This is a genomic window from Marinomonas colpomeniae (assembly GCF_014803385.1).
Classification (GTDB): domain Bacteria; phylum Pseudomonadota; class Gammaproteobacteria; order Pseudomonadales; family Marinomonadaceae; genus Marinomonas; species Marinomonas colpomeniae.
Genome location: NZ_JACYFC010000001.1, coordinates 412551 through 438697 on the forward strand (window position 1 = coordinate 412551; position 26147 = coordinate 438697).

Here is a 26147-nt window from a genome sequence, read left to right on the forward strand (position 1 = left end):
ATTATTTCTTAACGATTTGATTTGTATCTTAGGCTTAATTCTTTGCTTTCATCGATTTCGTTTACTTATTGTCCACTAATACTATATAATGCGCGTCCCTGTAAATCTATACTCCTTGTCTCAAGGCTTCGTAACAGGGGGAGCGTGGAGACTAAAACCCATAAGGAGAGCTTAAATGCGTCATTATGAAATCGTTTTTCTGGTTCACCCAGATCAAAGTGAACAAGTACCAGCAATGGTTGAGCGTTACACTAACCTAATCACTGAAGATGGTGGTCAAGTTCACCGTCTAGAAGATTGGGGTCGTCGTCAACTAGCTTACCCAATAAACAAAATTCACAAAGCACATTACGTTCTTATGAACGTTGAGTGTTCTGACAGTGTTTTGTCTGAATTGAACGACACTTTCCGCTACAACGATGCAATCATCCGTAACTTGGTGATTCGTTGTAAAGAAGCGGTAACTGACGTATCTCCTATTAAAGCTTCTGAAGGTCGTGAAGATCGTCGCCCAGCTCCTCAACGTGAAGAGCGCAGCAACGAAAGCACTGACGAAGTAGCTGAAGAATCTGAAGATTAATCAATATTTTTTATTAGGAGACACTCATGGCTCGTTTTTTTCGTCGTCGTAAATTCTGTCGTTTTACAGCAGAAGGCGTTAAACAGATCGATTATAAAGATCTAGAAACACTGAAAGGTTATGTTACTGAAACTGGTAAAATTGTACCTAGCCGTATTACTGGCACAAAGGCACGTTACCAGCGTCAGTTAGCGACTGCTATCAAGCGCGCTCGCTATATTGCTTTACTTCCTTACACTGATAGCCACTTTAATTAATAGGCTGAGAAGCGCTTTATGAGTGGTTTAGCTAAGTGGGTTATGAAAAAACGTCTGAATGCCATTATTGGTGTGATGGTGTTTTGTCTTATTCCTATGATGTTTTGGCTGGCTGCTGCAATCTTAGGGTTGGTAGTGCTTCGTAAAGGTGTAAAAGAAGGAATACCTGTATTAGCTTGGGGTTGTCTTCCAGCACTTGTGCTGTGGGTCCTTCAAGGCGATGCAACGGCGTTATTGGTGTTAGTGGATGTGATGTTGTTGAGCTGTTTGCTTAGATCAACCTCGTCATGGAGTTGGGTGTTATTAGTTGGCAGCTTTATTGCTGTTATTAGTACACTCCTTCAGCCTCTCTTGATGACAGATATTTTGAATTTTGCTGTGGCATTGGTTCAAAAAATGATGGAGTCGGAAGGGATTGAAGTACCTGCTAAAGATTTGATTTTCGACCAGGCGGTGGTGGCTGTATCCATCCTCCAAGTGGTTATTGCTATATTGTCCTTGTTTTTGGCGAGGAAGTGGCAGGCAGGGCTTTACAATCCAGGTGGATTGCGTACAGAATTTCATCAATTAAGATTACCAGTGGTATTTAGTTTAGTGTTAGGTGGGATGGTGTTAATTGGAGAAAGCTTAGGCGGATCCTTTAGTATCTTCTCCCAAGCCGCTATACCGGCATTGGTATTGCCTGGGCTCGCCCTTGTGCATGGTGTTTTAGCAAAAAAAGAAATTGGGGTTGTTGGACTGATCGCATTTTATCTTGTGGGTTTTTTCGTTTTGAATGTGTATTTTGCAAACATTCTGGTCACACTTTGTGTGATTGATAGTTTTGTTAACATTCGATCTAGGATCCAAGATAAGGCGTCCAACTCAAGTAATGGCTAATTATTAATTAGAGGTGATCGAGATGGAAGTTATTCTACTCGACAAAGTAAACAAGCTAGGCGGTATTGGTGACGTTGCAGTCGTTAAACCGGGTTATGCTCGTAACTTTTTGATTCCGAACAAAAAAGCAGTAAAAGCAACAAAAGCCAACTTGGCTAGCTTTGAAGAGCGCCGTGTAGAACTTGAAGCGAAAGCAGCAGAGCGTAAAGGCGTTTCTGAAGCTCGTGCTTTGACTCTAGAAGGTAAAACTTTCACTATCTTAGCTAACGCTGGTGATGAAGGTAAGCTTTTCGGTTCTATCGGTACGCGTGATATCGCTGAAGCAATTTCTGCTGAAATAGCAGTAGAAAAAGCTGAAGTTCGTCTTCCTGAAGGCGCTATCCGTCATACTGGTTCTTTTGAAGTAGATCTACAGCTTCATTCTGAAGTAGTAGTGACTGTTACTTTGAGTGTTGTTGCTGAGTAATTTGGTTGTCCAAATTGTTTGCTCAAAAGGGGTGTCTTGCTGATTGCAAGATGCCCTTTTTTTATGGTCGTGATAAGCTAATCCCTCTTTATTTTTTCCGTTTTTGTATGGGTGCTCTGCGTGCAACTAAATGATTCTGAAGTCGCTTCAATTAAACTACCTCCATATTCTATTGAGGCTGAGCGTTCAGTCGTCGGTGGATTAATGCTTGACCCTGAAGCTTGGGAAAAAGTCTCTGAGCTTGTTATTGCAGATGATTTTTATCGTCCAGAGCATCAATCTATTTTTGCCGTTATTGCTCGATTAGCCGATGAGTCAGAGCCAATTGATGTAGTTACCATTGGTGAACGTCTAGATAAACGTGGCGATCTTGAATCCATCGGTGGTATGGCGTATTTAATCGAGGTGGCTGAAGCAACGCCCAGCTCCTCAAATATAGCCTCTTATGCAGATATTGTTCGTGAGCGCTCTATTTTACGTCGTTTGATTTCTACTACAAATGACATTTCTTCGCGGGCTTTTCGCCCTGAGGGAATGACGGCTGCAGAAGTGTTGGATGAAGCTGAGCGAAAAATATTCCAAATTGCTGAAGGTGGGGAGAAAAAAGGCGGCCCTCGAATTGCGGCTGATATTCTTAGTGCGACAGTAGATAAAATTGATGAGCTTTATCATCAAGAAGGTGCGATTACTGGTTTAAGTACTGGCTTTACAGATTTGGATGCTATGACCGCAGGTATGCAAAAATCAGATTTGATTATTGTTGCGGGTCGTCCTTCTATGGGTAAAACGACCTTTGCGATGAACTTAGTCGAAAACGCTACCATGATCACAGATAAGCCTGTGATTGTCTTCAGCTTAGAGATGCCCTCAGAGCAGTTGATGATGCGTATGTTGTCATCACTTGGTCGAATCGATCAAACGCGCATGCGTTCTGGTCAGTTGATACAGGAAGACTGGGATAAATTAATGTCAGCGGTGAAAATGCTGAAAGATCGAAAATTATTTATAGATGATACTGGTGGTATAAGCCCTACGGAGATGCGCTCACGTGTGCGTCGCATTGCTCGTGAGCATGATGGTGTGGCTATGATAATGGTCGATTACCTTCAGTTGATGCAGATTCCTGGCTTTACGGAAGGTCGTACCAATGAGATCTCTGAAATATCTCGATCCCTTAAGGCTCTTGCTAAAGAAATGGAATGCCCCGTTGTTGCCTTGTCTCAGCTTAATCGGAGTTTGGAGAATCGACCAAATAAGCGCCCTGTAAACTCCGATTTGCGTGAGTCGGGAGCGATAGAGCAGGATGCGGATGTTATTTCATTTGTTTATCGTGATGAGGTGTATCACGAAGACACTCCCCATAAAGGTATTGCCGAAATAATTATTGGTAAGCAGCGTAACGGACCTATTGGTACTTGTCGATTGGCTTTTGTTGGTAAATATACTCGCTTTGAAGACTTGGCTCCGGGAGCTTATCAAGATTTTGATGATGAATAGGCTTGTTTGTTGATATATGTCAGTTTTCTATGTAATTATTTGTAAGCTCTTATGTGTGTCAAACTGCTAGAATGGATTGATTACTAATAATAAAACCTAAACCGAAGGTGTATATGCGCAAAATGCCCGTCACACATAGGGAAAATGATTTTCCTAAAGAATATGTTTTAGTTTCTAGTACAGATACAAAAGGGCGTATTACCTTTGTTAATGATGCTTTTTGTGAGGTCGCGGGTTATGAGCGTGATTCTTTAATAGGCTCCCCTCACAACTGCATTCGTCACCCAGATGTTCCTTCTGCTGTTTTTGCTGATATGTGGGCTAATCTGAAGGCTGGAAAAAGCTGGATGGGGTTAGTAAAGAACCGTTGTGAGAATGGAGATCACTATTGGGTGAGCGCTCATGTTAGTCCTTTGTTAGATGGCAACAAGGTGATTGGTTATGAGTCTGTTCGGCGCAAGGCTACAAAAGATGAAATCACTCACGCTCAGTCCATTTATGATCGAATTAATTCTGGAAAAAATTTACTCCCTTGGGCAGCAAAAATTGGTTCGCATTTGACTAATGCGTCGTGGCCTCTAATCGTATTTTTTCTTATGTTGGCTTCAGGTTCTGTATTATCTAATGTTTTGTTTTTTCAATTTTTTTCTCCCATTGTCGCGCTTTTAGGTATTTGGTTGATCTATCATCAAAACAAATCGTTGGATTCTGTTGTTTCGAGTTTATCTGATGAAGCACATAACCCTATTGGGCAGTATTTATACTGTAAATCAGTCGGTGCAAAAGCTGCTATTAAGTTTGCAAAAATACATCAGGAAGCGGCGGGTAATACTTTTAGATATCGTTTGAAGGAAGGTGCTCAGCAGCTTCGTCAAAGGGCCTCTGATGCGAAGGGAAGTGTGACGACAAATTTGGAGAATTTTAATAAGCAACGTAATACATTCCAAGATGTTGTTGCAGCAAGCTCTCAGTTGCTTTCAAGTGTTACCCAGGTCGCATCGCATGTAGCAGTTGCTGTTGAGGCAACTGAGTCTGTTGGGTCTTTGACCCGAGAAAGTCGTTTATTGGCTCAGGAAACTGGTGAAACGATGAGGCAAGTTTACAGTGATATATCAGACGCTAAAGTGGTGGTTTCTGTGCTGGCAGAGCGAAGCGATAGTATTAATGAAGTTGTTAATTCAATTAGTGATATTGCAGATCAAACAAATTTACTGGCGCTGAATGCGGCGATTGAATCTGCGCGAGCGGGTGAGGCTGGTAGAGGTTTTGCTGTTGTTGCTGATGAAGTAAGGGCTTTAGCAATTCGTACTCAAAATGCAACACAAAGCATTAATGATATGACTGAAGAGCTGAAAAAGAATACGGCTAATGTGAGTGAAACTATTGATAAAGGCACTTTGGTTGCGCAAAAAGGTGTTGACAGTGTTAATGACGTTGCTCAGAAAATGAGTGATATTGAGGTGGCGATTAAGCAGGTTGTTGAAATGACTGCGCAGATTAATGTTTCTTCTGAAGAGCAGGCTGAAGTGGCTCGTGACTTAAATAGTAAAATGGCAGAGGTTGATGCTTTAGGTAGTAATAGTATTGAGCGTGCTGAAAATATTGTGCTAAATATTACCCATATCGAAGAAGAGGCATATGAGCAAGGGAATCTTGCTGAACGAATGAAGCAGTAATTATTTGAGTTTCGAAACAATATAGTTTTTAAGCCTCTTGGAAGATTTTCAAGAGGCTTTTTTATAGGAAAAATTATCAGTGTTTAGGTTAGTGTTCTTTATCTGGTGTTCTGGCAATTACCCAGATATCAACTTGCTCGGCACCTGAGTTTAATAGCAGTTTTGTGCAGTTTTCGATTGTACTTCCGGTTGTCATAACGTCATCGAATAAAGCGACATGTTTTGCAATAGACTGATCAACTAGATAGTTGTTTTTTGGGTTTTTTAATCGTTCTTTCTTATTTAGTAAATGTTGTGCTTGGGTATCCTTAATCTTTTTTATTGGATTGGGGTGGGTTATTTTTATGTGCTTTTCTGTGGTGTATGTTTGAAGGTATTTAATTAGTTGTTTGGTCATTATTTGTGTTTGGCAAAAGCCACGCTCTTTAATTCTGCTTGGATGACTTGGTACATAAAGTATTTGCTCTGGCCAAGGTTTTGATGAATATTCTTTAATAAGCTCTTCGCCTAATAGGTAGGTTAGTGGGCGAATGTGGTGGCTGCTTTGGTTGAATTTAATACTATGAATGAGGATTTTGACGATTCCCTCAAATCGATAGGGTGCAATGCAGTTTTGGTAGGCAGGGAGTGATATCTGACATTGTCCGCATAAAATGTTTTGTGTATCTGTTGGGTGTTTGCAGTGATAACAGCTAAATGTATTTTTTGTGAAGCCTTTGCGGCAGTGTTGACAGAGGGGGTGTTTGCTTTTTGTGTCGCAGAGATAGCATTGAGTTAAAAACAACCTATTGTAAACACTATTTAAAATCTTAGTTGACAGTGTTTTCCAGTCCATTAGTATTACTCCATTGAATTTCTTCTATGGAGAGTAGTATGCCTTTAAATACATCTGTAAATAAGCCTATATTAAATGCTAGTGAGCCACGCTTTGATTGGAGTCGCCCTGAGATTGCAGCGTTTTTTGATATGCCATTTATGGATTTAATGTTTCGTGCGCAAGAAGTTCATAGAGAAAATTTTAAACCGAATGAAGTACAGGTGAGCACTCTTTTGTCTATTAAAACGGGAGCTTGCCCTGAGGATTGTAAGTATTGTCCGCAAAGTGGTCATTACAATACCGAGTTAAAAAAAGAAAAACTCATGGAAGTTCAAAAAGTACTCGAGGAGGCGGCTCTTGCTAAAGAAAAAGGTGCAAGTCGTTTTTGCATGGGGGCGGCATGGAAGCGTCCTTCAGAAAAGGATTTTCCTTATGTGCTTGAGATGATCAAGGGTGTGAAATCTTTGGGCTTGGAGTCTTGTGTTACTTTGGGTACTTTAAATAATGAGCAGGCTGAGTCTTTGTCAAGTGCTGGGCTTGATTATTATAATCATAACTTAGATACGTCTGCTGAATTTTACGACAGCATTATTACCACAAGAACCTATCAAGATCGACTTGATACGCTAGCTCGCGTGCGTGGTTCTGGAATTAAGTTGTGTTGTGGTGGCATTATGGGGATGGGAGAGGAGCAGAAAGATCGTGTTGGTTTATTGCGTCAACTTTCTCAAATGTCTCCGCACCCTGAAAGCGTGCCAATTAATATGTTGGTGAAAGTGGAGGGTACGCCAATGGAGAGTGTTGATGACCTGGATATCTTTGAGTTTATTCGAACTATTGCTGTTGCGCGTATTTTGATGCCAAAATCTCATGTTCGTTTGTCGGCAGGTCGTCATGGCATGAGTGATGAAACGCAAGCTTTATGTTTTATGGCTGGCGCGAATTCTATTTTCTATGGTGAAAAGCTGCTTACTACCGGTAACCCTGAAGCGGATAAGGATATGACGCTGTTTGCTAATTTGGGTATCAATTCTGAAAAACGTGAAGAGAATTCTGACGAGGTCGTAGTGGAAGCTATCGCATTACAGGCGATGAGGCAGGAGGAGTCTAAGTTATTCTATGAAGTTAGTGCGTAATATATCTAATTTAGTCTTAATGCTTCTTTGCGTTAGTTGTTACCCACTTGAAAGGTAATTTAGTGCTATTATGACAAGCACTTCAGCGAGTTAGACTAACGAAAACATAGAGGGCTAGTATGCGCGCACCTATTGAGACAGAGGCGTTTGGAGATTCATCAAACCTGGCTATTTTCATGGTGTCTGGTTGGGCCATGCCAAAAGAAGTAATGCGTGCTTTTGCTTTACGTCTTAGTGAGCGTTTTTATGTGGTGTTGGCTAACTTGCCTGGAATATCGCTTGATGAGCAGTGGATTGTTCGTTCTCGTATTGGGCCTAATTATGATATTGATGCCCTATCTGAGCAGTTGATTGCAGCGGCGCCAAAGCGTGCGTGGTGGATTGGTTGGTCTTTAGGGGGGATGGTATCTGTTTATGTTGCTGCTCGTCGCTCTAGTTGTGTTCAGGGTTTGATTACTTTATCTGCGTCCCCAAGTTTTGTGCAGAGAGAAGGCTGGTCTGACGCCATGTCGTTGGATGACTTTAATGTTTTGGCCTCTTTAGTGAAAGAAGCTCCAGGGGAGGGGGTAAATCGCTTTGTTATGCTTCAATCTAAAGGTGCTGGAAATACGGTTTTTCTTACTAAGCAGTTGCAATCTTTCCTGCCTATTGCAACCTTGAACCGTTCGGCTTTAATTGGCGGTCTTCGTTTGCTTAAGTCATTAGATGTTCGTCGTGAATGGTCCGTTTTGGATATGCCTAATTTGCACATCTTAGGTAATAAAGATGCCCTAATTTCTATCCGGGCTTTAGAGCATCAAACTGACGTAAATCCCTTGCAAAAAATTGTAATATTGTCGGATTGTGCGCACCAACCTTTTCTTGAAAATCAAAATGAATGTGTGAAATACATAGAAAAATTTATCGATGCGAATTCATTATCATAGTGGTGTATTTGCTTTGGTATAGTGTTTAGTTAGGTATATTTCTAGGTTTAATTATTCCTTTCAGTACAGTAAAAAATGTACTTTGGATTTTTCTGTAATGTTGCTACTTAACGAGTTACTATTTTAAGGTCTGGTGTGAAAAAACGTTTTTTTATAACAGGTGCGGATTCAGATACGGATCAGACATCTTTGACCGTGGGGTTGCTAGCTGCTGCAGCTCGTGCTGGAGCAAGGTCTTTGGGGCTTAAGCCTATTGCGACAGGTGCTAACTTAATTAATGGCGCTTTACGAAATAGAGCTGCATTACTTATTCAAGAAGCAAGTAGTGTGAACTTACCTTATGAACAAACCAATCCTATTGTGTTTGAGTTAGCTGTTGAGCCTTATGTTGCGGCAATGAAGAGTAATAGATTGGTGACAGTGTCTCGTCTGGAAGGGTTTATAAAAGGAGCTTTGTTGACGCCTCATGAATTTACTTTGGTAGAAGGCATTAGTGGGTGGAGGGCTCCGCTGAATGACAGGGAGTTCTTGTCTGATGTTGCTAAGGCTTTGGGCTTCCCTGTTATTTTGGTCGTAAATATTGAGCCTGGTGGTTTAAATCATGCAATATTAACCGCTGAAACTATTGTTCGTGATGGTTTAATATTAGCTGGTTGGGTTGTTAATATAGGGCAGGAAAAAATGCCTTTTTATGAAGACAGTGTATCCAGTCTTGCGTCACTTTTATCTGCACACATTATTAGGTGTGTTACCTTTTAAGGCCGATGAAAATGATTTTGATAAGCTCTTTTTTTCATTATAAATAATTATGTGGCTTGAAAGTGTAAGATAACACTGCATTATTATAGTAATACAGTGAGTGTTACTTATTTATTTTAGGTTGAGGTGGTGGTGTGAAAGCTTGGTTGTGCGGTTTAGATGACGAAGAGGTTTCAAGTGTTTCCAGTATCTTAACTTTTATTGGCATAGAGCATGGTACGTCTTTGATGGCCTTTCAATTGCCCGATTTTGTGGTGTTAGGAAAGGCTGTACAATCTTTTGAGCTAGATGAAATGGTTCCTATTATCTCTTTGAGTCATTCAATGGATGTAGTTGGTGATTACAATGTTTGGCTATTGCCTTTGCCTTGGCGTTCTCAAGCCCTTTCTTTAATACTAAAAGATATTAAGCAGCTGCAAAGCTTTCCTCAGGCATCTGGTTTGAATTTAAATTTACACGTACGCCACCTAGAGGCTCTTCTTATTCGTCAAGCTTTAGTGTCTACCCAAGGGGTAGTGTCTAAGGCGGCGCAAAATTTACAAATACAACGTACAACGCTGATTGAAAAAATGCGTCGCTATAATATTGATAAGTCGGAGTTTTAGTGACTAAGGATGAAGAAATAGCGGAATTAAAAACCGCCTTTAAAGAGTTTAGTGAATCTTCTGATGTATTGGCAAAATCTTATTTAGACCTTCAGAATCAAGTGGCTCACCTATCCAATCAATTAGAAAAATCAGAGCAGGCAAAGCGTCAGGAACAAGACAAAAATCGTGTTCTGGTTTTGCAATTTCAGCAGCTGTTTGAATCTATGCCGGTTGGTGTGTTGTTGCTAAGTGAAGAGGGTTTGGTTGTAATGGCTAACCCTGTTGCAGAGCGTCTCTTTAATTTCCCGTTAACGGGTAAGTCATGGGGGGCGATTGTCCCTCTGAGTTTTCGTCCTCAAGAGGATGATGGTCATGACGTTAGTATGGTAACCGGGCGTCGCGTTCGTGTAGAGACTGCGTCTCTTGGTAATGTGCCTGGTCAATTGGTGATTCTGGTCGATTTAACAGAGGCTTATTTATTGCAGAAAAAGCTTAATCATCATGAGCGTTTATCTAATATGGGAACCATGGTTGCGGCTCTTGCTCATCAAATTCGAACGCCTTTGTCTTCCGCAACACTTTATGCTGGGCATCTGCAAAAACCAGATCTTGCACCTGTTATGCGACAAAATTTCGCGAATAAATTAGTTGATCGATTGGCAAAAATAGAAAAGCAAATTCGAGATATGTTGATTTTTTCTCGAAGTGAAATAAAACTAGACGAAACCGTTGGAGTTTCTGCTTTTATTGAAGAGCTTACGAGTCATTGTCAGGAGATATCAGAGCAAAAAAACATGCAATTTGACTCGGATGGTGAAGATTTTTCGTCAACGGATTATATTCAATGTAATAAGGAAACTTTACTAGGCGCTCTATTGAATCTTTTAAATAATGCTATTGATGCTCAATCTGAAGGCGCTATTGTGCGATTGAGCTGGCATTGTAATGAAGGAAATATAATACTGACCTTTAGAGATCGTGGTATCGGCATGTCTAAAGAGCATTTAGAGCATGTGCAGGAAGGTTTTGTAACGACAAAACAACATGGAACAGGTTTGGGCTTGATGGTTGTTAAGGCTATTGCTAGGGCTCATCATGGACAGTTTGATATAGACAGTATAGAGGGGGCTGGCACAACAGCCAGTTTGACACTTCCTCTTGTAAGGGTATGACATGTCTGATGTTAAGTTATTAATTGTAGAGGATGATAAAGGGTTGGCTGAAGCGCTGGAAGATACGCTGATGTTGGCCAGTTATCAATGTAAAATGGTTTATAGTGCAGAAGAGGCAGTAGTTGCACTGAAACATAATCAGTTTGATATGGTTGTGTCAGATGTAAACTTACCTGGCATGGACGGCTATGGTTTACTTCATCATGTGATTGATACTTACCCAGAGCTGCCTATTATGTTGATGACGGCTTACGGTGATATAGCGCATGCTGTAGAGGCGATGCGAGATGGCGCGGTAGATTATTTGTTAAAGCCTTTTCAAGAAGAGGAGTTGCTAAGTGCTATTGCTAAATATACCGTTAAAACAGTATCTTCTTCTAATTCTCAGCCTATTGCGAAAGACCCATCAAGTATTGCTCTATTAGAACTTGCGAAGCGAGTGGCAGTAACCGATTCTACCGTGTTAATTTGTGGTGAAAGTGGTACCGGTAAAGAAGTGCTTGCGCATTATATACATCAAGAATCCAGTCGACCAAATGCACCTTTCATTGCTATTAACTGCGCTGCTATTCCTGAAAATATGCTTGAGGCGATTCTTTTTGGTTATGAAAAAGGCGCTTATACAGGAGCTGTTTCCTCTCAGGCTGGTAAGTTCGAGCAAGCTAATGGTGGTACTTTGCTGTTAGATGAAATTACAGAAATGGACGTTGGTTTACAGGCGAAGTTATTACGTGTTTTGCAAGAACAAGAAGTTGAGCGTCTTGGTGGTAAGAAGTCGATCCCTCTCGATGTTCGAATTATTGCTACAACAAACAGAGATCTTGTGGAATATGTTCGTGAGGGCGGCTTTAGAGAGGATTTGTATTACCGACTTAATGTGTTTCCACTTCGCTGGTCACCAATCCGTGAGCGAAAAGGCGATATTTTACCCATCGCTCAGCATATACTTGCTAAGCACGCTGCTAAAATGCGCATACCTTCAGCCGTATTTAAACCATCAGCTCAGAGTAAGTTAGAGGCGCACCCTTGGCCTGGTAATGTTCGGGAACTGGATAATGTGATACAGAGGGCGTTAATTTTGAGCCCTAATGCGCAAATTAATGAGGACCATATCGCATTTGATATGATGAGCTTATCACCTGCTGTAGAAGAGGTAGAAGTCGAAGAGGACAGTGTCGCCTCGATTCTTGGTAAAGGGGTTCAGCAGCACGAGTTCCGTATTATTGCTCAAGCATTAATCGATGCGAATGGAAAGCGTAAAGTGGTTGCAGATAAATTAGGTATTAGTCCTAGAACTCTGCGCTATAAAATCGCTAAAATGCGTGAAAGTGGTATTGATGTTGATTGATTTTTGTATCTTGTTTTAATTAGCTTTATGCTAAGCTGTATGTATATGGTTTTTTAGGTGAGTAACATGATTACTGGTCGACCAGACATTAATCAGGTGTTGTCCCAAATGAGGGATATGCAGTCGCAGGTTCAAGCGCCGGGCACTCCTGTATCTAATGTTACTAAAATAGGTGGTGAAGGCGGCGGTCTTCAAAGTGTTGAGCGTGCGGATTTTTCCGAAATGTTGAAAAATGCGGTTAATAATGTGAACGCCTTGCAAAAGGATGCGACACAGTTGGCCCAATCTTATGAACGTGGTGACGACGGGGTTGATTTACCTCAAGTTATGATAGGTCTGCAAAAATCGAGTGTGTCATTTGAAGCAATGACCCAAGTACGTAATAAACTTGTAGACGCGTATGAAAAAATCATGAATATGCCTATTTAGGCATAACAAACCGCTTGGCGCTTTTTAATGGATAATGTCCCTGCAGAACAATCGGAGCAAAAGCTCTATTTAGAGTTAGTTACTGGCTTTAACAAATTGACCGTTATTCGTCAGCTTGCATTAATGGTCGGCTTAGCTGCGTCTATCGCAATTGGATTATCGGCGGTTCTATGGAGCAATGGTCCAGAGTACAAACCGGTACTTAGTAGTATTACTGACTATAACGCCGATCAAATAGTTGAACTTCTTAGCGTTAATAATATTCCTTTCAAGTTAGATGAGAATACAGGTGCTTTGCTTGTTGAATCTGAATTCTATCATCAGGCTCGTCTTAAATTAGCAGGCTCTGGCATTGTTTCCGATAATATCGTTGGTATGGAGATAATGGATCAAGAGCAAGGTTTAGGCACCTCTCAATTTGTAGAAACAACGCGCTATAGACGAGGGTTAGAGGGCGAATTAAGCCGAACTATTACTAGCTTGCAAAGTATTAAAAGTGCTCGAGTTCATTTGGCTATACCAAAGGAATCTGTATTTGTTCGTGATACTCGTAAACCTTCAGCTTCTGTTTTTTTAGAGTTATACCCTGGTAGACGCCTAGACAGAAGTCAGGTTGAGGCCATTGTTAATTTGGTTGCTTCTAGTATTTCCCAGCTTAGTGACAAAGACGTCACTGTCGTTGATCAGCGAGGTACGTTGTTAAGTGAAAAGGATTCAGATTCAGAATTATCTGTTGCTGGAAAGCAGTTTGATTATGCTCGTAAAGTTGAAGAAGTATTGTTGCAGCGAGTAAATAGCATTCTTGGTGCCGTTGTTGGTCAGGGTCGATTTAGGGCAGAAGTGTCTGCTGATGTTGATTTTACCGCGATAGAAAAAACTGCTGAACAATTCAATCCTGACCTTTTGGCGCTACGAAGTGAGCAAACACTAAAAGAAAATAAAGGCGCTGGTGCTAACACTAGTGGTATTCCTGGTGCGTTAACGAATCAGCCTCCTGGAGCGGTAACCATCCCTGAAGCGGTCGATGAAAATGGTGCGCTTATTGGTGGTGATTCTAACGCTGCAAATGGTCAGTCTCGTGAAGAAACAACCCGTAATTTTGAGTTGGATCGAAGTATCAGCTATACAAAGAATCAACAAGGTACTGTAAGGCGTCTATCTGTTGCTGTTGTTGTTGATGATTTGGCAAGTTTAGATACAGATACGTCGGCCTTAGTGCGTACACCTTGGAATGATAACGACCTCGGACGTTTGACTTTATTGGTTCGCGATGCTGTAGGTTATGATCCATCACGTGGTGATAGTGTCAGTGTAATTAATTCGCCTTTTGCGGTGCCGGATCCTGTGGAGCCGGCTGTAGAAGTTCCATTTTATAAGCAGGCTTGGTTCTTAGACTTACTACAGCCAACTTTGGTTGGGATATTTGTACTAATATTATTACTTGTTGTTGTTCGTCCTGTGTTGAAAGCGCTTAGTGAGCAGAATAAAATCGCAGTTGCGGATGATACCGAAGCGGCAATTTTCTCTGATGAAACGGATGAAATTTCAGACGATCAAGTGTCACTTGTTAGTGCTGAAGATATATTGGTACCTGGCTCCCCTGAAAAAATTGATCGTCAATTAAATGCAATTCGCGGTTTAATCGCAGAAGAACCCGAGCGTGTTGCTCAAGTTGTTAAACAATGGGTAATGGAAAAATAAATGAGTGATACTGGCCAAGGTTCAGAATTAAGTTCAGTAGAAAAAGCAGCCGTGCTTCTCATGTCGCTTGGCGAGTCTGATGCTGCGCAAATTCTTAAGCATATGGGGCCGAAAGAAGTTCAACGAATCGGTTCAACTATGGCTCAACTGGCCAATGTTCAACGACATCAAGTAGAAAAAGTCCTTGATGATTTTTTGGTGTTAGTTGGTGATCAGACTGGTTTAGGTTTAGGGGCGGATGGTTATATTCGTAACATGCTTAGAGAAGCTCTCGGTGAGGAAAAAGCCGGTAGCTTAATTGATCGTATATTGCTGGGTGGCAATACAACAGGTTTAGATACTCTTAAATGGATGGAGTCAAGGGCGGTAGCTGATGTCATTCGTTATGAGCATCCTCAGATTCAAGCCATCGTTATTTCTTATTTAGATCCAGATCAAGCAGCAGATATTCTTGCTAATTTTGATGAACGAGTTCGTTTAGATATTGTATTGCGTGTTGCGGCTTTAGAAACAGTTCAACCTGCTGCGTTACAGGAATTGAATGACATACTTGAACGACAATTTTCCGGTAATCAATCTACCCAATCTACAACCATTGGGGGGGTGCGTACTGCTGCCAATATTATGAACTTCATTGATAGTTCTGTGGAATCAGAATTGATGGAGTCTATTCGTGATGTGGATGAAGATCTTGCTAATACGATACAAGACATGATGTTTGTCTTTGATAATTTGTTAGAAGTTGATGATCGTGGTATTCAGGTTATTCTCCGTGAAGTAGAGTCTGAAACCTTAATTTTAGCATTGAAAGGTGCTGATCCAGACATGCAAGAAAAAGTGTTTAAAAATATGTCGTCTCGTGCTGCCGATATGTTGAAAGATGATCTAGAGGCGAAAGGTCCTGTTCGCGTTAGTGAAGTGGAAGTGGCTCAAAAAGAAATACTGGCTGTTGCCAGACGCCTTGCTGATAACGGGGAGATTGTTCTCGGTGGCGGTGGCGAGCAGATGGTATAGTTAGCCGATGTCCGATCAAAACAAAGATAAAAACGAACGTAAGCTGACGGCTTACGAGCGCTGGGAATTGCCACATTTAGAAAACAATACCTCTAAGGCTAATGATACTGGCCCTGCAATTTTAATAAAAAAAAGTCTCATTGAAGATATAGAAGAAGTTGACGAGGACTCTTTGGTTTATGAGCCACTCACTGCTTCTCAGTTAGAAGAAATCCGTTCCGCAGCTTATGATGAAGGTTTTATTCAAGGTGAAGAGGAAGGGCATAAGAAAGGTCATGCAGATGGCTTTTCTAAAGGTGAGGTTGATGGTTTTGAAAAAGGCCATGAAGATGGGCATCAAATTGGCGTTGAAGAGGGAAAAGAGCAAGCTAAAGTGCAGGCTCAGAGTCAATTAGAGGCGCTTGAAGCACTCTTGGCTAATGTTGTTAAAGAAATTGCACAGCCCCTAGAAGATAGTCGTTCTGCTGCAGAAGATATTTTATATCAGACGATGGCGAGAATGATAGAAAATGTCTGCCTGTCTAAAATGACTCAAGACGGTCATCAAGTTTTAAAAGAGCAGCTATCTAAAGTATTTGAAGAAATTGGTGAATATGAAGGCCGTGTTCGTCTTCGTTTGCATCCAGATGATGTTTCTATGTTGGAAGATCTAGGTGTAAGGGATAGATTGACTTTGCAACTTGATCTTGATGGTTCCTTGACTAGTGGTGATTTTGTTATCGATTCCAAATCCTTTCACATTGATGGGCGAATTGAGCAGCGGCTAAAAGCCGTATGCAGTGAACTTCGTCAGCTTTCCTCTCCTGAACATGAAAACCAATAGAGCTAATAACTTTGTCTACTCTTGAAGATCGTTTAAACAAGCTCAGAGGTTTATCTCCTGTAGCATTGCCACCTCAACTCGAAGGTAAAGTTACACGTATGGTTGGTTTAACTATGGAGGCGGTTGGTTGTGTTGTGGCATTAGGTGACCGGTGTTCTGTTCAAGTAAGAAAAGATCGCTGGGTGGAGTCTGAGGTGGTTGGTTTTACTGGTGATCTAACCTATTTAATGCCCACTGAAGCTATTGAAGGTATTTCTCCTGGCGCAAGAGTTCGTCCGCTACTCGGAGACAGCAAAATGCCTGTAGGCGATGAATTGTTAGGACGGGTGGTAAACGGCCTCGGCAAACCTTTAGATGGCAAAGGTCCTATAAAAACAAAAGATGCAGTGAGTTTACATGGCGATGTAATTAATCCTTTGCAGCGTAAGCCCATTAGCGAGCCTTTAGATGTTGGCATTAAAGCAATTAATAGTTTACTCACAGTTGGTAAAGGGCAGCGATTGGGTCTCTTTGCGGGCAGTGGTGTAGGTAAAAGTATACTGCTAGGCATGATGACGCGCTTTACTGAAGCTGATGTGACTGTTGTCGGCTTAATTGGTGAACGTGGCCGAGAAGTAAAAGAGTTTATTGATCAAATATTGGGTGAAGAAGGGTTGTCTCGTTCAGTTGTTGTTGCTTCACCTGCTGATGATTCTGCATTGATGCGCTTGCGTGCAGCTATGCTAGCAACTCGTATTGCCGAGTATTACCGAGATCAAGGTAAAAATGTATTGTTGCTGATGGATTCTCTTACTCGCTACGCTCAAGCTCAGCGAGAAATTGCACTTTCAGTTGGTGAGCCGCCAGCAACAAAAGGGTATCCGCCTTCGGTTTTTTCTAAGCTGCCTCAATTGGTCGAGCGTGCGGGTAATGGTCGTGAAGGTAGTGGTTCTGTAACTGCATTTTATACTGTATTAACGGAGGGTGATGATCAGCAAGATCCTATTGCTGATGCTTCTCGGGCTATTCTTGATGGTCATATTGTTTTGTCTCGACGTTTGGCTGAAGAGGGCCACTATCCTGCTATTGATATAGAGGCATCGATATCGCGAGCTATGCCTAATATAGTGAGTGAGGATCATTTGTATGGTGCAATGCGCGTGAAGCAGTTGTACTCTAAGTTTCAGCAGAATCAAGATTTAATCTCAGTAGGAGCTTATGCCAAAGGCAGTGACCCAGATCTAGATCAAGCTATCATTCAGATGCCAGAAATACGAAGCTTCCTTCAACAATCGCTTTCTGAAAGTTTCACAATCGATCAGAGTTTAGAGGCTCTGGTTACTGCTATGACAGCAGGGCAGTAGACGTTAAGATATAAAACAGTCTATTATTTAGTTAATTTCTAAATGAGCTATGCATGAAAAAATCACATCGAATGCAAATATTAGTAGACCTTGCTAAGCGCAAAGAAGATTCGGCCGCTCAGCAATTGGCGCGCGATAAAGCAAAAGTTCAAAGTGATATGCAAAAACTAAATGAATTAAAAGATTATGCAGGACAATATGAGTCAGAACGTAATCTTTTAGGTCTAAGTGCTTACTTGACGACTAATTATCAGCATTTTGTAGATCGAGTGCAGCAAGCTATTGTACAGCAAGAGCTTGCTGTAGGTCGTGCGGAACAGCAAGCGGATATGAGTATGCGTGGTTGGTTACAAACAAGATCAAAAACAAAAAGTATGGATTGGCTAAAAGATAAGAGCCATAAAGCGGAATTGGCTATTGAGGCCCAGCAAGAGCAGCGACAAAATGATGAATTTGCTATGCGTCGTTTTCTGGAGAACACACGATAAAGTTTACAAAGACTGTTTTTACAGCCACTGAACTTATTGGTAGGGTGAGTCATGGAGCGACCTAATAAAGAGTTCATCAGTTTATCCTTGTGTGTTTCTGAGGTGGAATTTGCACTGCATGAGTATACTTATGCCCCTCAACTTGGTTTGGATAGGCTACAAATTACTCTGCTCTCTTTTCAAGAAAATGCTCAATTAGAGTCTCTTCCTAAAGCCTTCCACTTAAAGCTTATTTTGCTTCTCGATACTGTTAATAGGTTACTCATATCTGGTGCTCCTTACTTATCTCATTATCATGTTGCTTTTTTGTCAGCTACTGACGCACTTTTTCAAGTGGCTATAGGCAGTCAGTTCGGTAAAGATCGAATTAAGCAGTTGAGCCCTCTTTTATCAATTGATCGCCCTTGTTGGACTGCACTGTCTTTGGTTGAAGAAAAATTTACTCCTATCTATTCTAAGTATGAGGCTCGATTTCAATCGACAAATGTCAAAGCGCATTCGATAACAGTAGATTCTTATTTAAAATCACTAAGTGCTGTAGGGCGAGTCTCTTTTTGTTTAGATTCCATAAAATTCTCATGTTTAGAGGGGCGATTCTCTTTAGTTAGTGTGCAGTCTCTCTCATGGCTTAAGGCTAGATTTCCCGCACTGAGTTGGCGTGTGGAGCTTGAGGGTGATGATGAGTCACTGAGGAGGTTATGTGAACTTAGCTTTTTGCCTATTTTTCAGCATGATTCTATGGGGGCTAATTCTCGACATGATCTTTTAGAATTACTTGAGAATAAATCTTCTCGACTTTTTTATATAAGGTTTGGGGCGCTTTTTGGCTCTGACTCCGTGATTCTAAGAGAGTGTGACCGTCTTGTGCCTAGATTAGGTGATGCAAGATTCATTGATATTAAAAGCAAGTATAAAGATGAAGTTTGCATGTCGCCTTCATGCTTTCCTATCCGTCATGGCGGTTTTTTCTATGCAGGGCTGATGTCTCAGCAAGAAAAACGCTCTAAAATTATATACGTAGAGCGATTAGGTCAGGACTTTTTATCTTCTTTTCTGTATGAGATCCAAGCAACTAATAGTTATTTTGTATTTGATCAAAAAGAGTGTTTAGGTTGTTACTCTGTTTTTGCGTCTAAGATTGTGACTGTAAATGATGAATTTTGGTTTAAATCTAATGAGTGTGTTGATGCGAAAGTACCTCCTAGCATGATAGAACCTTTTCTAGATGAAGGTGTATTTCCAGCTGATGAGATTCTTGAGTTATTGGTCGTAGAGCAAGCAGGAGAGTATTTTGCCTTGCCTTACTTGTCGATTCGGGAGCTAGAGGGTGTATGTTCAGTTATGCCATCACCTCGTCCTTGGGTAAAGAATATTTGGTTGAATAGACTGAATGAGCCTTTAATGGAGCCTTGGTTAATTAGTTGTTCTCGGCTTCCTGAGATTTGCTTACCTGCAGAAACAGCTCAATTGATTCGTACGCCTAAGAGTGGCTACTATTCAGGGAAAGTTGGTGGAGCAATATTTTGGATCGAAGCTAGTTTAGTTTTAGAGGTGGCACCCTATAAAACACCTATTTTTGTTGTTGGTAATAATTGCGTTAAACCTTTTGTTATTCATGAAGGGCGTAGCTTTGATAGGGTTTTCTCTGAGGGAAATGTTAGTACGCTAAAGCGTAATGCCAGTGAGCAATATGCTTTTTCTGCTATTCTTGAATGGAGTGGTGAGTCTTTGGTTTTGTCTTTTGACTCTTGTGAGTGGCATGCTTCATTGCCTGAAAATACAGACTCAATTCTTATGCCTTCTGAAGTGGTTGATTTAGGAAATGAAATAAGACACTTGCCTTTTTTACAAACACGTATTGTTATAGATAAAACAAATTTTTTATCCTTTGTTGATGACTCTCAATCGTCAGCATTCTTTTTTAAAGGTGATGATTAACTATGAATATACCGCATCCACCATCTTCTAGTGTTCCAAGAAAAGAATTGACTCAGAGTCTACAAAAAGGCGTTGTGGCTCTACTGTTTATTTTGGTACTGGCTTTTGTTGGCTTGTATATGTTGATAAGTATGAATCTTGAGAAGCAGAATTTACAGAAAGAAGAGCTCAGTGAGTTAATAGGGGTTGTCCATGATGCCGAAGAGCATTGGTTGGGGTGGTTGTTGATAGAGGAAAAAAACCTATATAACGACACTGTTTCGACTCCTACGTATTACCACCATGTATTAGTGAGTGAATATGGATTAATAGAGCAAAAACTCGATGGTTTTGATGTGTTGTTTGATATTTCACGACCGCTAGCTTTGCTCGAGTTACTTGGTCAAAGAGAGTTGGATATTTACTCTTTAGCAAGGGAAGAGCGAGAGACTATACACTTACTATTTTCAATATTAGAGAATTTAGAAAATGACCTTGTGAAAATTGGTGTCGATTTGGACTACGAACGTCAATTATTTATTGATCAATTAGTGTGGGCTCCTGTGGTTGTCCTATTGTTACTTGCCCTTATGATTATTGTAATGACCATTAAGTTTAGTCGACAATTGAGTTCAGGTTTCTCTAGTTTGCATTACATATTGGTTCATCATAAGCATGGGCATGCGCTATTGGTCCCTTCTCGTAAAGTGGCTGATGAATTTACGGATTTAGTCCACTTTATGGATAATGAACTGGCGTCTCGAAACTTTGACCTCAAGCAAAAAGATGAAAGTTTTGACTTGATTGAAAAGTCTTTAACTAAAGTAAGTGAGCCTTTTTTTATTGCTAATAATGAGGGCGACATAGTATGGATGAGCGCAGGTGCCGAAAGACTTTGGTTTAAAAATACAGAGCTATTCGAGACTCTGTTTGGTATTGATTCAGGCCTAGATGATCCCATTGGTGAACGTATAATTGAATCTTTTTTTACTCATGACGAAGAATTAACTTTGAAGTTATCTGACGGGGTTTATTGTTTACAGGTTCACCGTTTAGCGCTTGAGCTAGAAAGTGAAAGTGGAAACTTAGAGTGCTTCATTTCTATTAAATTAAAGTCAGAGGTAGCAGAGCTTCAAATTTTGCATCATAGTTTGAAATTGATGGGGCAAGATGTCTGGGATGTGCCTATTCGCATGCTAAGGAGTGAGTCGCCTTATGAAAGTTTTGCTGTATCTCTAGAGGTCGTGCGACGACGTGTCATTGAGCTTTTCGGTCTAATAAATGAAAGCAATGAACAGACGCCTATATTTGAGAAGATTACTAAACTACAACAAATCGCATCTCTAATTGACGAAAAACCCAACCAAAATGGTGCATTATCAAGTAATGTTGTTATTGCCCCCGAATCTTCTGGTGATGATGTTGAGCTTAGTGAAGTTATCTGCTTGTCTGAGCAGATACGAGATTCGTTGTTGTTAGGTTATGAATTGGTCTTACAGAGGTTGGCGTTAATTGAGAAAGACTTATCATCCGATGTTTTTTTATTAGAAAATGTTGAGCGTTGTCTTAATGAGGTTCGGGCAGGTGTTCTTTCTAGCCTTTCTGCCGCAGAGGGGCAAAGTGATAAGGTTAGGCGTCGTTTTTCCATCGACATAGAGCATGATATTAGCAAGGTTCAAAATCAGATTGAAGGTATGAGAAGTATGGCGGCCTCTACACTGACACTACTTGAGTCGGATAGAAGTGTTGGTTTATCTAGATTGAATCGGGCTAGCTCATCTATTGATGAGATTGTTGAGAAAGTTCATAAGCTAATGGGGCCTAATTTCTCAATTAATAATGAGGCTGGCGGCATCACTAAAACAACTAATAATGCGAGTGATAATTTTTAATTTTGCAGTTATTGTTTTAGGTATGAATAGTGGCTAAACCTTTTTTTGGTGAGAAAATTAGTAGCCTGACCATTCAAGTTGAAGGGTACTTCAATTGCAGTTGTTAAAAAGCGTTTAAAGCAGGTCTTTACTACGAGCCATATTCTACGCTCACATGAAGCTTGATTTGACAGATGTGATTTATCTGGATAGCTCAGTATTAGGTACGTTGTTGCTTGGATATTATGCTGACAGTGGTTATGAAGTGATATTACTGAGTAGGTTTACATGGAACAAGTCTTAACAATATTGATAGCAGATGATAACTTTTCTGATAGAAGTTTATTAAAGTCTATACTTGCTCAGTTTGGGCATAATGTAATCTGTGCTATTGATGGGCAAGATGCTGTTGATAAGTTTGATCCTAAGACAATTCAACTTGTTTGCTTGGATGTCAAAATGCCTCGTAAAGACGGTTGGGAGGCAGCATTAGAAATTCAAAAAAACGCTGGTAGTTTATTTATTCCTATTGTTTTTCTCTCTGGTGTCACTGATCCTATTGCATTGTCTAAATGCCTGCATGTTGGTGGTGCTGATTTCATATCTAAACCTTATAACCCTGCCCTTATTACTGCGAAATTGAATGCTATTGTTCGCCTTTTAGTTATGCAGAAAACGCTTGAAGATCAGCGTGATAAAATGGCTTTGTATAATGAAAAACTACTTCATGAACAAGAAATTGCAAAAGTTGTCTATGAAAATATTACTCATTCAAATTGTTTAAAAGATGCAGCTTTGTCCACGTTCCATTATGGAACTGACACGTTTAACGGTGATGTTATTTTAGCTGCATATAAACCGAATGGTGGAATGCATATTTTGCTTGGAGACTTCACTGGTCATGGTTTGTCAGCTGCAATTGGTGCTTTGCCTCTTGCTGATATCTTCTTTGAATGGACGCGCAAAGGTTTCTTGATGCGACAAATAATTCCTGAAATTAATGCTCGTCTAAAAGGTGTTCTGCCTCCAGATATGTTTTGTAGTGCGGCTTTTATTGATATTAAAGTGAATAATAAAAGCATCGAAGTATGGAATGGTGGACTACCTGATTTACTGTTTTATTCTAAAAATACCAATGTACCAGTTAAATTAGTTTCTAAAAATTTACCCTTAGGTGTTTTATTCCCTGATGCGTTTGAGTGCAAAATTGATACTCTCTCTTTTGTTTCTGGAGATCGTTTGATTGCATTTTCAGATGGCATCTATGAGGCGTTAAGCTTATCCGGGGAAAAGTTTTGCCATTCAATACTGGAATCGCTTTATAGTGGCAAAGTAAAGGCTGCTGAGTCGGTTGGATGGCTGGCTGATCAATTGAAAAACGAAGGGGTTTTGGATAATCCACATGATGATATATCCTGTCTTGGTGTTTGTTTGGACACTAATATTGGTATTGACTCCTCTGAATATGAAGTATCTAGAGGGCATGATGAGGCACCTGCAGACTTTTCTTTTGAATATGTTCTTAATGCAGATTCACTCCGTAATACGGATCCCTTGCCTTATGTTTTACAAATCCTGACTACCGTTCCGGGTTTGAGTAGCTTTTCTAGTCAAATTTTTATGATTCTATCTGAGTTATATTCAAATGCGCTGGAGCACGGTGTATTAAAATTGAGCTCGAATAAGAAAAAATCTAGTGATGGTTTCTCACTTTATTATGAGGAGCGTGAGCGTAATTTGGCTAATCTGATAGAGGGGTATGTCAAAATTTCAGTTCGAGTAACTTCTGATGGTGATGATCGTATTCTTATCTTATATGTCGAGGATAGTGGGGCGGGGTTTGATTTTCAGAGTATTAATTATGATATAGCTAATACTGAACTTTTGTATAATCGTGGTTTAGCTTTACTAGATCAGCTTTGTGATAAACTTGAATTTTCAAAAGGCGGGAGTGCTGCGACCGCCTATTATAGCTGGAGTTTAGGGGGGGAGATTTAGATTGGCCTTGCAATTGCATAGTGTTCTCTATCGTTGGAGGAAATTATGCGAACAGATTCAAATACCGTGCTGTCTTTATCTTCAGGTGTACCGCCTAAAGCTTCGAAACCACCTAAAGCCCCTCAGGAAAATGAGGCGTCTTTTGATCGTGATTTTAATAATGCCAAAGAAATACTTGCTCCCAAACCTGCACCAGAGAAGGCTTTGCGAAAGGCCGATTCAACTGCACCAACACCTCTAGTCGCTACTGAGGGTGTATCGTCTAAAATTCATCAAGGTGATGTGGAGGAAGGTGATCATATCTCCGAGGTCGTAGGTGTCAAATCCTCAGATGCGACTGAAATTGCTACAGAGTTAAGTGATGAAGGTGGCAATGTCTTGCAGTTTGAAGGCGATAAATTACCTAAACCTGTTCCTGTGGCAGTAATTGAAGAAGATACTTTTTTACCTGCTTCTGATTTACAAAGTAATGTATTTCAACCATCAATTTTTTTTGATAAAAAGGAACAGAGTCAGCCTACTGAGATTAAGTTGGATGCTGGATTTTCTAGCTTTGATGGTTCTTTAGTTGCTTTAAGCGCAGATAAATCATCCGCTGATTTGGGTGAGTTTTCAGGGAATTTAGCGGATGATGGATTTTTAGTTGATTCAAGTGTAGATAAATCTTTAGTTAATTTAAATACAGATAAATCTTTAGTCAATTTAGATATTGATGAGTCTTTAGTTAATCTAGGTGCAGATGCCCCTTTGGTTAATGGTGAAAAGGTTAACAGAAGTGGACAATTCAATTCTGACTACTTTAATAGTATTGACTCTAAATCTAGCGTGACTGAAGAGGTTGAGTCTAACGTATTACCTTTGACATTGTCGTCTCTGGTGGTAGAACCATTAAAAGCAAATTCTTTATCGCCAGAAGCGCCTTTTATTGAAACTCAGAATGAAGATGAATTGTCTTGGGTGTTATCTCAAATGGATGGGTCTAATTCTAAGTTGGCACCTACTAATTTAGAGTTTGCTATTAGTCCCGATAAAGCGAAAAGGGATAAGGAATACGGCGTTACTTTATTGGCTGGTGATATTGTTAAAAGTAATCGAGCAGAACCTACTTTATCTTCTTTTTCTATGGGAGGGACAGTTTCTCCTGCTATCGCTGATGCAAGTTTAAATGAAAAACTACTCGATTCTTTTGATGTTGAAGAAATGATCTTCATTGATGAGCCAATTGAATTACGTAAAAAAGAACAAGAGACTTTGATGAGTCGTATGTCTGTACCGATTGATGGTAAAGTGGGTGATGAGGGTTCCACTGGAGGGCTGAATAGTTCGTTACTTAATAATAGTGGTGTTGCACGTCCTGCTTTTAATTTAGCAACAGCGACTAATGGACCTCCGGTCAATTTAGCAATGAATTTACCGCCAAGTCATCCTGGTTGGGCTGGCGAAATAAGTCAAAAAGTGTCTTGGGTTGCTCGCGATGGTGGGCATACGGCTCATATTCGATTAGATCCACCGGAACTCGGGAGTTTAACGGTTAAGATTTCGGTAGATAATGACTCAAATACACAAGTAAGCTTTATGGCTGCTACACCTCAGGCAAGAGACCTGCTTGAAGGGCAAATGAGTAGGCTTCGTGATATGTTAGCTCAACAAGGTATGGACTTGAGTCGTGCAGATGTCGATGTGTCCCAGCAAGATGCTTCTAGTATGCAAAGAGGTATGGAACAAAATAACCGATCTAATCGTGGAGATATTGCATCTCAAGATGAATTAGATGAAGATTTGATATCAAGTAATGTATCCTATGTTTCTGCGACAGGGGTCGATTACTACGCCTAACGTCAAAAAAGATTGATGGTGTGCTGTATTTGATTTTTTGTTGAATGGATAACTCACAGTGTGTAAGCGCGTAAATTACGCTTTATAGAAGAATTTTTTATATCTAAGGTTTTAAGATGGCTGATGAAGACAGTTTAGATATCGGTGAAGACGGTGAGAAATCTGGCGGAAAGAAAAAGCTTATTATTATCATTGCACTTGTTCTAGTTTTATTAGGTGGTGGTGCAGCGGCTTATTTTTTCTTGTTTAGTGGTGCAGATAGTGGTGACTCTGTAGAGACAGAGCAAGAAAAATTGGCTGGTGCTCCGTCTATATATTTAGCGCTAGAGCCCGCTTTTACAGTTGATTTCTTGGTTGATGGTAAGCAGCGTTATGTGCAACTAAGTATGACTGTTAAATCAAAAAGCGCAGAGCAAATCAACGCTGTAACACTTCATATGCCTTTAATTCGAAACAGTTTAGTATTGCTTTTCTCTAGTCAGTCATTTGTAGAGTTACAGACCGGAGAAGGGAAGGTCGCTTTGAAGCAAGCCTCAGTTGATGCGATTAATGGCATTCTTAAGCAAGAAACTGGTCTAGGTGGTGTTGATAGTGTGTTGTTTACCAATTTTGTGATGCAGTAAGTAT

The 26147-nt window shown here is 40.4% G+C and carries 24 protein-coding genes; 23 read left to right on the forward strand and 1 reads right to left on the reverse strand.

Features of this window, described 5'->3' with window-relative positions; all coding sequences use genetic code 11:
• Positions 1 to 175 precede the first annotated feature (175 nt).
• From rpsF to IF202_RS02010, 6 genes are all read left to right on the forward strand, one after another.
• On the forward strand, positions 176 to 580 hold the full coding sequence (rpsF, locus tag IF202_RS01985) for a 30S ribosomal protein S6 (protein ID WP_036161310.1): 405 nt from the start codon (positions 176 to 178) through the stop codon (positions 578 to 580).
• A gap of 26 nt (positions 581 to 606) precedes the next feature.
• Positions 607 to 837, forward strand: a complete 231-nt coding sequence (gene rpsR / locus IF202_RS01990) for a 30S ribosomal protein S18 (RefSeq protein ID WP_036161308.1) — start codon at positions 607 to 609, stop codon at positions 835 to 837.
• 18 nt (positions 838 to 855) lie between these two features.
• Positions 856 to 1716, forward strand: a complete 861-nt coding sequence (locus IF202_RS01995; protein WP_191593193.1) for a hypothetical protein — start codon at positions 856 to 858, stop codon at positions 1714 to 1716.
• Positions 1717 to 1738: 22 nt separating this feature from the next.
• Positions 1739 to 2182, forward strand: coding sequence for a 50S ribosomal protein L9 (gene rplI, locus IF202_RS02000; RefSeq protein ID WP_191593194.1), 444 nt, complete (start codon positions 1739 to 1741; stop codon positions 2180 to 2182).
• Positions 2183 to 2302: 120 nt separating this feature from the next.
• Positions 2303 to 3679 (forward strand): replicative DNA helicase, encoded by a 1377-nt coding sequence (dnaB, locus tag IF202_RS02005; protein WP_191593195.1) that lies wholly within the window; start codon positions 2303 to 2305, stop codon positions 3677 to 3679.
• A 122-nt stretch (positions 3680 to 3801) separates the two neighbouring features.
• Complete coding sequence (locus IF202_RS02010) at positions 3802 to 5355, forward strand: methyl-accepting chemotaxis protein (RefSeq protein ID WP_235963162.1); 1554 nt, start codon at positions 3802 to 3804, stop codon at positions 5353 to 5355.
• A gap of 88 nt (positions 5356 to 5443) precedes the next feature.
• Here the strand turns inward: IF202_RS02010 and IF202_RS02015 are convergent, their stop codons facing one another.
• Positions 5444 to 6190 carry a ComF family protein gene (locus IF202_RS02015; RefSeq protein ID WP_191593197.1) on the reverse strand — a complete coding sequence of 249 codons (747 nt, stop codon included), beginning with the start codon at positions 6188 to 6190 and terminating at the stop codon, positions 5444 to 5446.
• Between the two features lie 38 nt (positions 6191 to 6228).
• Between IF202_RS02015 and bioB the strand changes: the two genes are divergently transcribed.
• From bioB to IF202_RS02100, 17 genes are all read left to right on the forward strand, one after another.
• The gene (gene bioB, locus IF202_RS02020; protein WP_191593198.1) at positions 6229 to 7308 is read left to right on the forward strand and encodes a biotin synthase BioB; all 1080 of its coding nucleotides are present in this window, start codon (positions 6229 to 6231) and stop codon (positions 7306 to 7308) included.
• Positions 7309 to 7427: 119 nt separating this feature from the next.
• On the forward strand, positions 7428 to 8234 hold the full coding sequence (locus IF202_RS02025; RefSeq protein WP_191593199.1) for an alpha/beta fold hydrolase: 807 nt from the start codon (positions 7428 to 7430) through the stop codon (positions 8232 to 8234).
• A gap of 135 nt (positions 8235 to 8369) precedes the next feature.
• Positions 8370 to 8993: a dethiobiotin synthase gene (gene bioD / locus IF202_RS02030; RefSeq protein ID WP_328797182.1), complete on the forward strand. Its 624-nt coding sequence runs from the start codon at positions 8370 to 8372 to the stop codon at positions 8991 to 8993.
• Positions 8994 to 9127: 134 nt separating this feature from the next.
• Positions 9128 to 9598, forward strand: coding sequence for a helix-turn-helix domain-containing protein (locus IF202_RS17650; RefSeq protein WP_191593200.1), 471 nt, complete (start codon positions 9128 to 9130; stop codon positions 9596 to 9598).
• On the forward strand, positions 9598 to 10752 hold the full coding sequence (locus IF202_RS02040; RefSeq protein WP_191593201.1) for a sensor histidine kinase: 1155 nt from the start codon (positions 9598 to 9600) through the stop codon (positions 10750 to 10752). Before IF202_RS17650 ends, IF202_RS02040 begins: the two co-directional genes overlap by 1 nt.
• A gap of 1 nt (position 10753) precedes the next feature.
• Positions 10754 to 12100, forward strand: a complete 1347-nt coding sequence (locus IF202_RS02045) for a sigma-54-dependent transcriptional regulator (protein WP_191593202.1) — start codon at positions 10754 to 10756, stop codon at positions 12098 to 12100.
• A 66-nt stretch (positions 12101 to 12166) separates the two neighbouring features.
• Positions 12167 to 12529: a flagellar hook-basal body complex protein FliE gene (gene fliE, locus IF202_RS02050; RefSeq protein ID WP_191593203.1), complete on the forward strand. Its 363-nt coding sequence runs from the start codon at positions 12167 to 12169 to the stop codon at positions 12527 to 12529.
• Between the two features lie 27 nt (positions 12530 to 12556).
• Entirely contained in the window at positions 12557 to 14230 is a 1674-nt protein-coding gene (gene fliF / locus IF202_RS02055; RefSeq protein WP_191593204.1) for a flagellar basal-body MS-ring/collar protein FliF, read from the forward strand.
• Positions 14231 to 15244 carry a flagellar motor switch protein FliG gene (gene fliG, locus IF202_RS02060; RefSeq protein WP_191593205.1) on the forward strand — a complete coding sequence of 338 codons (1014 nt, stop codon included), beginning with the start codon at positions 14231 to 14233 and terminating at the stop codon, positions 15242 to 15244. It begins immediately after the preceding gene.
• 7 nt (positions 15245 to 15251) lie between these two features.
• Complete coding sequence (locus IF202_RS02065; protein ID WP_191593206.1) at positions 15252 to 16067, forward strand: FliH/SctL family protein; 816 nt, start codon at positions 15252 to 15254, stop codon at positions 16065 to 16067.
• 11 nt (positions 16068 to 16078) lie between these two features.
• Positions 16079 to 17410 (forward strand): flagellar protein export ATPase FliI, encoded by a 1332-nt coding sequence (gene fliI, locus IF202_RS02070; RefSeq protein WP_191593207.1) that lies wholly within the window; start codon positions 16079 to 16081, stop codon positions 17408 to 17410.
• A gap of 53 nt (positions 17411 to 17463) precedes the next feature.
• Complete coding sequence (fliJ, locus tag IF202_RS02075; protein ID WP_191593208.1) at positions 17464 to 17898, forward strand: flagellar export protein FliJ; 435 nt, start codon at positions 17464 to 17466, stop codon at positions 17896 to 17898.
• A 51-nt stretch (positions 17899 to 17949) separates the two neighbouring features.
• A complete protein-coding gene (locus IF202_RS02080) occupies positions 17950 to 19836 on the forward strand; it encodes a hypothetical protein (RefSeq protein ID WP_191593209.1) in 1887 nt (628 codons plus the stop codon).
• 2 nt (positions 19837 to 19838) lie between these two features.
• Positions 19839 to 21707, forward strand: coding sequence for a hypothetical protein (locus tag IF202_RS02085; protein ID WP_191593210.1), 1869 nt, complete (start codon positions 19839 to 19841; stop codon positions 21705 to 21707).
• Positions 21708 to 21974: 267 nt separating this feature from the next.
• The gene (locus tag IF202_RS02090; protein WP_191593211.1) at positions 21975 to 23684 is read left to right on the forward strand and encodes a SpoIIE family protein phosphatase; all 1710 of its coding nucleotides are present in this window, start codon (positions 21975 to 21977) and stop codon (positions 23682 to 23684) included.
• Between the two features lie 45 nt (positions 23685 to 23729).
• The gene (locus tag IF202_RS02095) at positions 23730 to 25520 is read left to right on the forward strand and encodes a flagellar hook-length control protein FliK (protein WP_191593212.1); all 1791 of its coding nucleotides are present in this window, start codon (positions 23730 to 23732) and stop codon (positions 25518 to 25520) included.
• Positions 25521 to 25636: 116 nt separating this feature from the next.
• Positions 25637 to 26143: a flagellar basal body-associated FliL family protein gene (locus IF202_RS02100; RefSeq protein WP_191593213.1), complete on the forward strand. Its 507-nt coding sequence runs from the start codon at positions 25637 to 25639 to the stop codon at positions 26141 to 26143.
• The last annotated feature ends 4 nt before the right edge of the window (positions 26144 to 26147 follow it).